At 65.8% G+C, this 13,508-nt stretch carries 8 protein-coding genes and 1 pseudogene; 6 read left to right on the top strand and 3 right to left on the bottom strand.

From position 1 onward, the window contains the following. Positions 1-96: 96 nt before the first annotated feature. From AC10V3_RS35890 to AC10V3_RS35865, 6 genes are all read left to right on the top strand, one after another. Entirely contained in the window at positions 97-8,646 is an 8,550-nt protein-coding gene (locus AC10V3_RS35890; protein ID WP_349606636.1) for a glycoside hydrolase family 94 protein, read from the top strand. Positions 8,647-8,916: 270 nt separating this feature from the next. After that, entirely contained in the window at positions 8,917-9,075 is a 159-nt protein-coding gene (locus AC10V3_RS35885; RefSeq protein ID WP_349606659.1) for a DUF3309 family protein, read from the top strand. 98 nt (positions 9,076-9,173) lie between these two features. Next, positions 9,174-9,350 carry a CsbD family protein gene (locus AC10V3_RS35880; protein WP_349606633.1) on the top strand — a complete coding sequence of 59 codons (177 nt, stop codon included), beginning with the start codon at positions 9,174-9,176 and terminating at the stop codon, positions 9,348-9,350. Positions 9,351-9,479: 129 nt separating this feature from the next. Beyond that, a complete protein-coding gene (locus tag AC10V3_RS35875) occupies positions 9,480-9,731 on the top strand; it encodes a hypothetical protein (protein WP_349606631.1) in 252 nt (83 codons plus the stop codon). A gap of 212 nt (positions 9,732-9,943) precedes the next feature. Beyond that, positions 9,944-10,090, top strand: a complete 147-nt coding sequence (locus AC10V3_RS35870; protein WP_013952956.1) for a DUF3096 domain-containing protein — start codon at positions 9,944-9,946, stop codon at positions 10,088-10,090. A 188-nt stretch (positions 10,091-10,278) separates the two neighbouring features. Next, a complete protein-coding gene (locus AC10V3_RS35865; protein ID WP_349606629.1) occupies positions 10,279-10,797 on the top strand; it encodes a hypothetical protein in 519 nt (172 codons plus the stop codon). A 72-nt stretch (positions 10,798-10,869) separates the two neighbouring features. Here AC10V3_RS35865 and AC10V3_RS35860 read toward each other — a convergent pair. The 3 genes and pseudogenes from AC10V3_RS35860 to AC10V3_RS35850 all read right to left on the bottom strand — a co-directional run bounded on the left by AC10V3_RS35860 (position 10,870) and on the right by AC10V3_RS35850 (position 13,418). Beyond that, a pseudogene (locus AC10V3_RS35860) lies at positions 10,870-11,522 on the bottom strand (DUF1345 domain-containing protein). 645 nt (positions 11,523-12,167) lie between these two features. Continuing rightward, complete coding sequence (locus AC10V3_RS35855; RefSeq protein ID WP_349606627.1) at positions 12,168-12,461, bottom strand: chaperone modulator CbpM; 294 nt, start codon at positions 12,459-12,461, stop codon at positions 12,168-12,170. A 3-nt stretch (positions 12,462-12,464) separates the two neighbouring features. Next, on the bottom strand, positions 12,465-13,418 hold the full coding sequence (locus AC10V3_RS35850) for a DnaJ C-terminal domain-containing protein (RefSeq protein ID WP_349606625.1): 954 nt from the start codon (positions 13,416-13,418) through the stop codon (positions 12,465-12,467). Positions 13,419-13,508 lie beyond the last annotated feature (90 nt).

Genomic DNA, 13,508 nt, shown 5'->3' with positions numbered 1-13,508 from the left:
ACCATCGTGAAGTCAAATAAGGGATGACGAGCGTGCCCACGGGAACAATGATGCCATGGCACTTTTCGCTTCCCTGACCGCTGAATGGGCCTGTCCATGAACCTGAATCTCACATTCCCGCTGCGCGCATTCGGCGCGCCCTCCGTGCCGTCACCCTGGGACAGCATGGCGCCGGTACGGGAGGAGTTGTTCGGCATCGAACGGCTGGAGCAGCACGCGCAAAGCCTCGCCGCAGCCCAGCCGGTGACAGCATCGCCGCCACGCGTGCCATCCCTGCGCAGCCGGCTCAGCGACAATGCGACTGTCCTGCTGGCCGCCTATCGGGCGAGCGCCGCCGAGGTGGAGAGCGGCGCCGAGGTGGCGCCGGCGGCGGAATGGCTACTCGACAACTATCACATCGTCGAGGAGCAAATCCGCGAGATCCGGGACGACCTGTCCCCCGGCTACTATCGCCAGTTGCCCAAGCTCGCCGACGGTCCATTCGCTGGCTATCCGCGCGTTTTCGGGGTGGCGTGGGCCTTTGTCGCCCACACTGACAGCTACCTCGACCCCGACATCCTGCGCCGCTTTATCGCCGCCTATCAGCGCGTCCAGCCGCTGACGATCGGCGAGTTGTGGGCGGTTGCGATCACGCTGCGTATTGTACTGGTCGAGAACCTGCGCAGGCTCACCGGCCAGATCACCGCCGGCCGGGTTGCCCGTGCCGATGCGGATGCGCTGGCCGTGCGGCTGCTGGCCACAGGGGGCGCCCGCACGGCACTCGAAACAGATATTGCCGCACGCCCCGCTGCGCCGCTGTCCGAGTTGTTCGCCGCGCAACTTGCCAGGCGCCTGCGCGACCAGGACCCGAGAACCATGCCGGCACTGGGCTGGCTGGAGAAGCGCCTCGGGCTGCAGGGCACTTCGGTCGATGAGGTGGTGCTGCACGCGCAGCAGCGGCAAGGCGCCTCCAACGTGACGGTGCGCAACATCATCACGAGCATGCGGCTGATGTCCGATATCGACTGGGCCGAGTGGTTCGAGAGTGTCAGCCTGGTCGACGCGCGGCTGCGCGCGGGCAGCGCCTTTGCCGGGATGGATTTCCCGACCCGCAACCTGTACCGCAACGCAATCGAGGAGCTCGCGCGCGGCGCCTCGTGCCCGGAACTCAGGGTTGCCGAGCTGGCGCTCGGCGCCACGCCAATACCGGCGTCCACCTCGCCCTCACCGGTCCAGGTGGACGACATGACCGACGCGACCGAGGCCGGTCGCCGGGTCGATCCGGGCTATCACCTGGTCGGCCCGGGCCGCTGCGCGCTCGAACGAGCCATCCGGTTTCGCCCCCCGCCCCGCCTGTGGATCAGCCGCTTCAGCAAGCACCTGGGCATCGGCGGCTACGTCGGCGCACTCCTGCTCGTCACGGCCGGCCTGCTGGCGTTCGCGCTATGGATCTTGCCGGCTGCCAGCCTGACGCCCGGCTGGCTTGCCCTGCTTGCGCTGATCTGGATTGTACCGGCCAGCGAGGTCGCAGCAACGCTGGTCAACCGCGCGCTTGCAGGGCGACTGGGTGCGACGATCCTGCCCGGCCTGGAGCTCAAGGCGGGCGTTCCGCCCTCGCTGCGCACGCTGGTGGTCGTGCCGACCCTGCTGACCGGCGAGGCCGACCTGAGCGAGCAGATCGACCGGCTGGAGGTGCATCACCTCGCCGGCGCAGGCGGCGACCTGAGCTTTGCCTTGCTGACCGATGGCGTCGACGCGGACCAGGAGGAGCTGCCTGGCGACGCGCACCTGCTTGCCGTCGCCAGCGCGGCGATCGCCCGCCTGAACCAGCGCCATGGCCCGGGTCCGGCCGGCGACCGCTTCCTGCTGCTTCACCGACGGCGCGTATTCAACGCGGCGCAAGGCCAGTGGATGGGATGGGAACGCAAACGCGGCAAGCTGCTCGAGCTGAACCGGCTGCTGCGCGGCGCGACCGACACCAGCTACGTCGCCGTCGACGGTCAGGCGCCGCAGGTGCCGGCCGGCGTGCGCTACGTCATCACCCTCGACGCCGACACGCGGCTGCCACGCGACGCCGCGCTGCGGCTCATCGGCAAGATGGCCCATCCGCTGAACCGGCCATGGTTCGATGCGGCCCGGCAGCGCGTCGTGGGCGGCTACGGCATTCTCCAGCCGCGTGTTACGCCTTCGCTGCCGATCGGCCGTGAGGGGTCGCTCTTCCAGCGGGTCTTCTCCGGGCCGGGCGGCATCGACCCCTACGCGGCGGCCGCCTCCGACGTCTACCAGGATCTCTTTGGCGAAGGCTCCTTTACGGGCAAGGGCATCTATGATGTCGATGCTTTTGAAGCCGCGCTCAGCGGCCGGGTCCCGGAGAACGCGCTGCTCAGCCATGACCTGTTCGAAGGCGTGTTCGCCCGTGCCGGGCTGGCCTCCGACGTTGAGGTGGTCGAGGAGTTTCCCCCGCGCTACGACGTGGCGGCCAGGCGGCAGCACCGGTGGACGCGTGGCGACTGGCAACTGCTAGGCTGGATCTTCAGGCACCACAAAGGCATACACGCGGTGCCGGCCATCGGCCGCTGGAAGATGCTGGACAACCTGCGCCGCTCGCTGCTCGCGCCCCTGTTGCTCCTGAGCCTTGTGCTGTGCTGGTTCCTCCCCTGGCCGGCGGGGCCGCTGGCGACTATCTTGCCGCTGGCTGCGATTGCCATTCCGGCCGTCCTGCCGGGCATCTTGTCCGGTCTGCGGCACCGCAGCGGCATGCGCCTGCGCAACCATGTGCAGGCGCTGTTCGCAGACCTGCGGCTAGCCGCCACGCAGATCTTGCTGGGGCTGGCCTTCGTGCCCGACCAGGCCTGGCGCACGGGTGACGCCATCGCCAGGACGCTGGCGCGGCTGTTTTACACGCACCGCCATCTGCTCGACTGGACCACGGCCGCGCAGTCCGCCACGCGCCCGCGGCTGGACCTGGCCGGCTTTTACCGGCTGATGGCCGGCGGCACGCTGCTCGCGCTGTCGATGGCCGCCGCCGGGGTGGGCCTGGTGCCATCGTCATGGCCGCTCGTGCTGCCCTTTGCCCTGCTATGGCTGACGGCGCCAGCCCTTGCCCTGTGGACCAGCCGTGCGCCGGCCGTTGCGCGCCGGCTCGCGCTGCCGGCGACCGACGCGCTTGCGCTGCGCCTCACCGCGCGCCGCACCTGGCGCTTCTTCGAGACCTTCGTCACGCCAGTGGACAACATGCTGCCGCCCGACAACTTCCAGGAGACGCCAAAGCCCGTGGTGGCGCACCGGACCTCGCCGACCAATATCGGGCTCTACCTGCTGTCGGCCATCGCCGCGCGCGACTTCGGCTGGGCCGGGACCACCGAAACTGTCGAGCGCATGGAAGCGGCGTTCGCAGCGATGCGCAAGCTGCCGCGCTACCGGGGCCACTTCCACAACTGGTACGAGACGCTGGGCCTGCAGCCGCTGCATCCCGCCTACGTCTCGTCAGTCGACAGCGGCAACCTCGCCGCGCACCTGATCGTGGTCGCCAATGCCTGCGAAGAATGGACCAGCACCGCCGCGCCAGATCCGTGTCGCGGCCTGGCGGACACTGCGCGGCTGGCAAACGAGGCCCTGGCTGCGCTGCCCTTCGCACACAGCGAACCCGGACGGCAGCTTGGCGGACTACTGGCCGAGATCGACACCATGCTCGCTGGCTCACTCGACATGGCAACAGGGGCACCAGTGCTCAGGCGCCAGACGGAGAAGGTCGCCACGCTGGTGCAGGACATCCCGCCCGCGGCTGGCGACGACAATATTGCCGACCTGGTCTTCTGGACCGGGGCGCTGCAGCGCGCCGTCACCGAGCACGAGCGTGACCAGCTGCAGCAGGCTGAAGCCCCGCAGGCGCTGGCCGCCAGGCTGACGGCGCTCGCCCACACTGCGCGCGAACTGGCGCTGGCGATGGACTTTGCCTTCCTGCTCGATCCGGCGCGCAAGCTGTTGTCGATCGGCTATTCGCTTGCCGACAACCGGCCCGATGCCAGCTGCTACGACCTGCTCGCCTCCGAAGCGCGGCTCGCCAGCCTGTTCGCGATTGCCAAGGGAGACGTGTCGACCCCGCACTGGTTCCGGCTGGGGCGCATGGCGACGCCACTTGGCAGGGGCTCGGCACTGATCTCGTGGTCGGGCTCGATGTTCGAGTACCTGATGCCGTCACTGGTGATGCGCGCCCCCGCCGGCAGCCTGCTTGAACAGACCGCGCGCCTGGTGGTGGCGCGCCAGCGGGGCTACGGGCAGTCGCTGGGGATTCCCTGGGGCGTATCCGAATCGGCGTACAACGCCCGCGACAGGGAGTTCACCTACCAGTACTCGAACTTTGGCGTCCCCGGCCTGGGGCTCAAGCGGGGCCTGTCCGAGAACGCGGTGATCGCCCCCTATGCCACCGGGCTGGCGGCCATGGTCGATCCGCAGGCCGCACGCGACAACTACCGTCGCCTTGCCGAAGCCGGCGCCCTTGGACGCTACGGTTTCTACGAGGCGCTGGACTATACGCGCGCGCGCCTGGCCGAGAGCGAGACGGTCGCCATCGTACGCAGCTTCATGGCGCACCACCAGGGCATGACCATCGTTGCCATCGCCAACGCCCTCGACGGGGGGCGCATGCGTGAGCGCTTCCATCGCGAGCCGATGATCCAGGCCTGCGAACTGCTGCTGCAGGAACGCATGCCGCGCAACGTCGCCGTGGCGCACCCCCGCGCCGAGGAAGTGAAGGTCTCGGCAACGGCGGTACAGCCGCAGGACGCTGCGGTGCGGCGGTTCACGGCGCCGGCAACTGGCAATCCGGTCACCCATCTGCTGTCCAACGGACGCTACACCGTGATGCTGACCACCACGGGAATGGGCTACAGCCGCTGGCGGGACCTGGCCGTGACGCGCTGGCGGGAAGATGCCACTCGCGACGATTCGGGCTCCTTCATCTTCCTGCGTGATACGCAAAGCGGCACCACCTGGTCTGCCAGCACGCAGATGGCAGCCGATGGCGAGCGCGGCGGCGAAGTGGTGTTCGCCGAAGATTGCGCCGAGTTCGTCCGGCACGACGGCGGCCTGACAACCATCCTGGAAGTCCTGGTTTCCGGCGAGGACGACGGCGAGGTCCGCCGCGTGTCGCTGGTCAACAACGGGCGCCGCCCACGCGAGATCGAGCTCACTTCCTATGCCGAAGTCGTGCTCGCCGCGCGCGCGTCCTATGACGCGCATCCGGCCTTCTCCAGGATCTTCATCCAGACCGCACACCTGCCCGAGTCCGGCGCGCTGACCGCGACACGCCGCCTGCGCTCGCCCGAGGAGTCGCCGGTGTGGGCTGCCCACTTCTGCGTGGTGGAAGGCGAGCTTGTCGCCGATCCGCAGTACGAGTCCGACCGCGCGCGCTTCCTGAAAGACGGTCGCACGCCGGCTGCGTGCGCAGTCGTCACAGCCGGGCTGCCGCTCTCGAACACGGTCGGCACGGTCCTCGACCCGATCTTCTCGCTCAGGCAGCGCGTGCGGATTGCGCCTGGCGGCAGCGCGCGGGTGGCGTTCTGGACCGTCATTGCGTCGTCGCGCGCCGACCTGCTCGACCTGATCGACAAGCACCAGGACCGCAACGCCTTCGACCGGGCCAAGACCCTGGCCTGGACGCAAGCCCAGGTCGAGCTTCGCCACCTTGACGTCGACGCGGCGGAAGCGGCCGACTTCCAGCGCCTCGCGGCTCCGCTGCTCTACGCCGATGCCCGCTTCCGGGCCCCGCCCGACGCCATCCTGCGCGGCGCGGGTCCGCAGTCAGGACTATGGCCGATGGCGATTTCCGGCGACTTGCCTGTTGTCCTCCTGCGCATCGACGAGATCGAGGATATCGTCCAGGTGCGCCAGTTGTTGCGCGCCCACGAATACTGGCGCATGAAGGGGCTTGGCGTCGATCTGGTCATCGTCAACGAGCGCGCCTCGTCCTATATCCAGGACTTGCAGATGGCGATCGAGACCGCGGTTCGCAGCAGCCATGCGCAAAGCCAGACGGGCGAAGAAGCGGTGCGCGGATCGGTCTATACCTTGCGTGCCGACATGATGACTCCCGAAGCCCGCGCCCTGCTCCAGTCGGTCGCGCGCGTCGCGCTGATGGCCCGACGCGGTTCCATCGCGGACCAGCTCGCCCGACTGCCCGGCGCGGCGGCCCCGCTTGCCGTACCGGCCCGGCGCCGCCAGCGCGCGGCACCGTCAGTGCCGCCGGTGCCGGCGCAGCCCGGGCTCGAGTTCTTCAACGGCCTGGGTGGCTTCGATCAGGACGGCAGGGAATATGTCGTGGTGCAGAACGCAGAGCGGTCGACCCCTGCCCCATGGATCAATGTGATCGCGAATCCCTGCTTTGGCTTCCAGGCGTCGGCCAGCGGCAGCGGCTGCACCTGGGCGGAGAACAGTCGCGACAACCAGCTGACGCCCTGGTCCAATGACGCTGTCGCGGACCCGTGCGGCGAGGCAATCTATATCCGCGACGAGGACAGTCTCCAGGTCTGGAGCGCCACCGCGCAGCCGATCCGGGACCAAGGCACCTACACCGCACGCCATGGCCACGGCTACAGCTGCTTCACGCATGAGGTCGACGACATCGCGCTGGCGTTGCTGCAGTACGTTGCGCTGGACGATCCGATCAAGATTTCGCGCCTGACGCTGCGCAATCTCTCCGGCACCCCGCGCCGGCTTTCCGTGACGGCCTATACGGAATGGGTGCTCGGCACCTCCCGGGGTGCTTCGGCGCCGTTTATCACGACGGCGCCGGACCAGGCCACCGGCGCCATCCTGATCCGCAATCCGTGGAGCACGGCGTTTGCGGGTCGCGCGGCCTTTGCCGATCTGGGCGGCAGGCAGACTGCCTGGACCGCCGATCGTACCGAGTTCCTTGGCCGGAATGGCGGCCCGGACGCGCCCGCGGCGCTGCTCGGCAAGGCACCCTTGTCCGGCACGACCGGGGCCGGGCTCGACCCCTGTACGGCCTTGCAGTGCAAGGTCGAGCTGGCAGCCGGCGAAACCGTCGAAGTCGTTTCGTTCATCGGACAATGCGCCTCGGCCGCCGAGGCCAGCGCGCTGATTGCGCGCTATCGCCAGACGGATCTCGACGCCACGCTGGCGACCGTCACCCGGCACTGGCAGCGCCTGCTTGGCGCGGTACAGGTCAGGACACCGGACCGCGCCATGGACATCATGCTCAACGGCTGGCTTCTCTATCAGACGCTAGCCTGCCGCATCTGGGCGCGCGCGGCCTTCTACCAGGCAAGCGGCGCCTACGGATTCCGCGACCAGTTGCAGGACCATATGGCGCTCACCCTTGCCAGTCCCGACGCCACGCGGCGGCACCTGCTGCGCGCCGCCGGGCGGCAGTTTGTCGAAGGCGACGTCCAGCACTGGTGGTTGCCGCATTCCGGGCAAGGCGTGCGAACCAGGATTTCCGACGACCGCGTGTGGCTGGCGTTCGCTACCGCCAGCTATATCGCCAGCGCCGATGACACCGGCGTGCTGGACGAGATGGTGCCGTTCCTGGATGGCCAGCTGCTGGGCCCCACCGAGGCGGATGCCTTCTTCCAGCCAATGGTCTCGGATGTGTCAGCCTCGCTGTTTGAACATTGCGCGCGCGGGATCGACGGCTGCATCGCGCATACCGGCGAGCACGGGCTGCCGCTGATCAGCAGCGGCGACTGGAACGATGGCATGAACCTTGTCGGCGCCGGCGGCAAGGGCGAGAGCGTCTGGCTGGGCTGGCTGCTGGCACGCACCCTCGACATGTTTACACCGTTGGCGCAGACCCGCGATGCCGGGCGCGCCAACCGCTGGCGCGCGCATGCGGCCTTGCTGCGCGAGGCGCTGGAACGAGTGGCCTGGGACGGCGACTGGTATTGCCGTGCGACCTTCGACAACGGCACCTGGCTCGGCTCGAAAGACCGTGAGGAATGCTATATCGACGCCATCGCGCAGTCATGGGCCGTGCTGTCGGGCGCGGCCGATCCCACCCGTGCCCGTGCCGCGATGGCGTCGCTGGAAAAGTATTTGGTGCGCCGCGAAGACGGGCTGGCATTGCTGTTCACCCCACCCTTCGACAAAGGCGCCCTCGACCCCGGCTACATCAAGGGCTACCCGCCCGGCCTGCGCGAGAACGGCGGGCAATACAGCCATGCCGCGATGTGGGCAGTCCTCGCATTCGCCAGGCTGGGCGAGGCCGGCAAGGCCGTCGAACTGTTCTCCCTGCTCAACCCGATCAACCATGCGCTGACACCCGTAGCCGTCGAGCGCTACAAGGTCGAGCCCTATGTGGTGGCGGGCGACGTCTACTCGGTAGAGCCCCACATCGGCCGCGGCGGCTGGACCTGGTACACGGGTGCCGCGGGATTGATGTATCGCGCCGGTGTAGAGGGCATCCTGGGGATCCGGATCGAGGGAGGCCAGTTGGTCGTTGCCCCTTGTATTCCTGCCTCGTGGCCAGGCTTCCAGGCCACAGTGACCGTGGCGTCTACCCGCTATGAGATCAACGTGGAAACGTCATTGCACCGTGCCGGCGGTGTCTCGCAGGCGATCCTTGACGGCGTCAGCATCCCCTGTAAGGACGGCCAGGCCAGCATCCCTCTTGATGGGGGCGAGCACACGCTGCTGGTCCAGGTCTAGCTCCCCCGTATCCGGGCAGTCAATCCATGCCGGTGCCCCGTCAAGCGTACGGCACCGGACTGAAACGACATCCCATCCGGACTAGGCTCTGATCAGGATAGAGCTGTCTCTATCGATACGACGTACCGGCGACAAGTACTTCAGCGAATCCCCCGAATCGGTGCTCTGGATTCCATGGCATGGCCATCGACAACGCGATCCGCTAGAACGGCCGCCACCCGCCTGGCAGCATCGGCGGAGGGCATGTTTTTGCAGAATCAGGAGCGCATCATGTCAATTGGTCTCTTGCTGTTGATTGTCCTGGCTATCTTCTTCGTTGGGGCAATTCCCACCTGGTCGTACAGCAGCGGTTGGGGCTACGCTCCGTCCGGCGCACTCGGGGCGATTCTTGTTGTGGTCCTTGTCCTGTTGCTGCTAGGCAGACTCTAGGGCAGGCATCGGGAATACTCCCGACATCGCAAGCACGCTGTGCCGCGGCCGAATTGCCTCAGCATCCGGCACGCAACACCAATGAAGAGGAATACATCATGAACAAGGATCAAGTGAAGGGCCGGGTCACGGCGGCCGCCGGGAAAGTCAAGGAAGCCTTTGGCAGGATGACTGGAAACAGACAAACGCAAGTGGCGGGAATCCTGAAGAAGGATATCGGCAAGACGCAGGCAGCGTATGGCGACGTCAAGGCGGATATCAAGAAGGCGGAATAAAGCGATACGGAGTGAGGGCGAGCACCCGAGCCAGCGCACCGCCGGCGGGATGGGATAGGCGACCAGTCGGCTGGTCGCCTTCTCCCGATTCGGCTTTTCCTCGTTACATGCCGGCGCCAGGAGACACCCATGCTGGACACGATGCTGAATCAATTCCCTCCCATCGAGCAGGAGGCTTTCCGCGAGACCTGCCTGCGCAATGGAGTCGCCCCCGACGGATTTACCGTGACAGCGGTTGAAGACGCGGCAGGCGCTGTGCCGGCTCACGGCCGCACCATCTCGGTAGGCTTCGGCAGGGAAATCCGCCAGTACGACGGAAACCTGGGTGCGCAATGGACTGTCGATTTCGAGGACGACCTGAGATCGCGCGTCTTCGGCTGAGGTTCTCGCCGAGGCAGGTACCGCGGCGCTGCTGATGTCAGGTTTCAAGTCGAGGCAAGAGCAGCGGCACGCTGTTCGCTGCCTCCGTACGCTGTCGTACCGCTTTCCCACCCGCTTTGGCGTACGCTGAATCATTGCCAGATCAGCAGGCTGACCAGCCTGTAGCCACCGGCAGGAATACCGCCCGAGCACGCCAATCAGATGGAGCCATCGTGAACATCATCACCAGCGCCGGCCCTCTCATATCGCTGATCGCTGGCATCCTGATTCTTGTCATGCCGCGACTGCTCAATTACATCGTCGCCATCTACCTTATCGTCATCGGCCTGCTCGGACTGTTTGGCGGACATCTGCGCTGAGCGGACGGGGTGGCCTGCTTCGTTCCAGCTGTCCCTCAGGAGGCATTTCCGCAATCCAGAGTTTCTCCCCGTGGCGCCTCATCTCCATATGCGGCCGCCCGGTTTAGTCCTCGCCGCCCCATGAAAACTGACGTCGCGGTAAGGATCCACCTTCCGGGCACCAGCACGCCCGGGCAGTCGAGTACATCATGCGTACCCTGCTCTGTCTTCGCTTCAAGAATGCCGCTGCCGCCCGCAACGGCTGGGCAAAACTGCTTCCCCTAGTGCGCGCGCCGGCCTATGTGACCGGCCCGTGGTTCATTGGCCGGGGCCTGCGGCCGGTCGAGGGTTTTCCGGGCGCAGACCCCACGCACACCACCTTCCGGCATGAAGGCTCGATCGCAGGCTATGCCGCCTTTGCGATACTTGGCCTAGTGCTGGCGGGCTATTACGGCGACCATTCCGCCCCCCTGAGTGGCCTCACCACCTTTGGCCTTGGCTTCGTAGCCTTCGGCGTTTGTGGCTGGCTCCTTGGTGCGTTGTTCGGCGCCACGTTGCCGCGACAGCGGCTGGCGCGGGCTGCCGCACTCTTGTCGCAGGGCGAACTCATCATGATCGTCGGATGCAGATCCTCCGAGAAGGAAACGATCAAGACGCTGCTATACGAGCTGGGCGGGGTAGGCATTGACGAGCACGGCGACTTCTTGCCACATCTGCGCTGGACCTAAGCGTGACCGTCCCGCGGCACCAGGCGGTGCCGCCGGTGAAAGATAGGCCTGGTGAAAGCCAGATGTCCGCTTTCAGAGATTGATCAGACCTGCTGCCACGTTTACGCACAGTCCCAGTACAGCGATATTGAAGTAGAACGAGAGCACGGACTGCGCAAGTACCGCTTTGCGGATGGGCCGCGATCTCAGTGCCACGTCCGACGTTTGCGAGGTCAACGCGATCGTGAACGAGAAGTACAGGAAGTCCCAATAATTCGGCTCAAGCGCGCTATCCGGAAAGCTGAGTGCCGATTCATCGGTACTCTCCTGCGCTGAGCCGTAGAAGAGCCGCGCATAGTGCAACGCGAACATTGCCGGAATCAGGAACCAGGCGCCGAACAGCGTCGCCACGGTGAAGGCAAGATGCCCCAGCCCCGCGCCGAGCCCCAAATCTTTCACCGTGGCCAGCTGGCGACCGCAGCAATGCAAACGACTAGCAGAAACGTAGTGGCCGTCTCGTCCTCGCGAATGGCAATTTCCCTGACCATGTCTTGTGGCGCCCTGGCCATCAGCCACCAGATCAGCACGAGATACGACCAAACGGCGATGTCCCAACCGAAGATGACGCGCACTAGCGGGCGCAGCGACACCGGCGCCATGGATGCAGCGATGATGCCGATCACTAGCGCGATGGCGGCGCGCGGCCGGAATCGAATGAGCTTCGGGACAGGGAGAACGGGGAGCATGAGCATCAGATGGTGGGTGGAATGGCCGCTTGCGCAGGCCGCCCGATCTGGCGCCGACGCGCGTTCCAACGAAGCTCCTCGACCATCAACGGCTCGCCAGGCTAGGCTCGCGCTCCGGGCCGCGCCGACCCTTTGCACGAGGGTGGCCTATGCCTGACAGCAGCTATGCGGTGAGAACCTATGCCAGCGTAGCGCGTTCCAGTCGCCCGCTCAAGCTGCCTTCACCGGTCTATCGAGTTGGCTTTCATGCCTCAATGAATGCCTTGAGCGCTGTCGTGAATGCAGCGTTCCCGATGCTCTCGTGAACATCGCGGAAGTCGTCCAGTTGGAAGCGAGGGATGATCAGCGCTTTGGATCAATCTTGTGAGACGGCAATATGCTGAGGAGCATTGGTGTGCATCCACGGGTTGAATCCGCAGGCCAATCCGGCGGTTCGGCGTCTGTCACCAAACCGCCGAGATTGCTCAAGAGAAGCCATCTCGGGCTAGCCTGATATTTCCCAGAGTCAATTCACGCGGTTGCTAGTGGATGGCAAAGGCAACTGCAAACTGCTGGGCTCGTTGCCATTTCGGCCTCGCGGTAGCCGCCCGAACATCCAGCGTGAACTAGTTCAAAGCGAGGGCTTTGTTGTTGACGCAAGCATCATCAACGCATCCGCGCTTGCAGATCATCCATTTCTTCCAGCAGGTCGGCCACCAAAGCGGCCAGTTCGGGTATGGCGTCAAAGTCACGCTCCAACTGACGCATGCGCCGCGCCCGTCGAAGGCTGGCGCTGGAAAACCGCCAGACGCCAGCGACACTTACAGCATGGGGGAACAAGCCCTCATTTACATGCCGCCTGAGCCACTCTGGTTCTACCATGCAGGCTGCCGCCACTTGCTCCAGAGTCAGCCAGGCATCTTCCATCAGGCAGCCGATCAGAACGTCATTATCCGGCATGGGTCAGGCTCTCCTATCCGGGCGCGGATTAAAGCTCAATTCCCGCGCCATGGTTTCATAAAGCTCCCGCGCCTTGGGGGTGTTTGCCGGCGGCAACACCACCTGGATGTCCAGCAGCAGATCGCCCGGTGGATTAGCGGGAATGCCCTTGCCGCGCACACGTAGCTCGCTGCCGCTCTGGGCGCCAGGGGGAATGCGCACCTGCAGTTCGCCCCCAGGTAAATCGACGGGCACCACCGCCCCCAGCGCCGCCTCCCATGGCGCCACCTGCAGCGTGAGGTGTAGATTTCGCCCCTTCACTTTCAGTTGGTCGTGCGGTTTGAAATGCACCTCCAGAAAAAGATCCCCGGCCGGCGCACCGCCGATCCCCGGCGCTCCCTGCCCGGCCAGACGGATGAGCTGACCTTCGCGCACGCCTTTGGGAATTTTCACGCTGAGGGTCCGGCTCCTCGACTGCGCTCCGCCCTGAGCGTCCATGCTTGGCACCCGCAGCGAAAGTTGACGGGTGGCGCCGGTAAAGGTGTCGTCCAGGTCCAGCAGCACCTTCGCGTGGTGATCCACACCGCGTGACTGGAAGCTGCCACCGTGCGTATGGAAGCCGCGGTGTCTGCCCCCCACATGGCCAAACAGCTCGGCGAAGAAGTCGCTGAAATCGGCCTCTTCCTGAGGCGAGAAGCTCCGACTCGAGAACTCGAAGCCGGTGTCCCAGCCCGGTGGCGGACGGAACTCCTGGCCGGGCTGATTGCCTCGTCCCAATTGATCGTAAGCGGCGCGCTTTTCCGGGTCGGAGAGCACGGCGTAGGCCTCGTTGAGCTGCCTCATGCGCAGTTCGGCATCCGACTCCTTGGAAACGTCAGGATGGAACTTGCGCGCGAGCTTGCGGAACGCCTTCTTGATGTCCTCCGCCGTGGCATCGCGTGCCACCCCCAGCGTTTTGTAGTAGTTCTGGAACTCCATGCGTGTTCCCCTTTTCCGGTCTCGAGGGCTGCTCTTCACCTCGGAAGAATGATGTCGAATACCAGTCAAATCAAGAACTTGAAATCCCCA

The organism is Cupriavidus sp. PB-02, from assembly GCF_058252315.1.
This window is presented reverse-complemented; position numbering and strand designations above follow the sequence as displayed.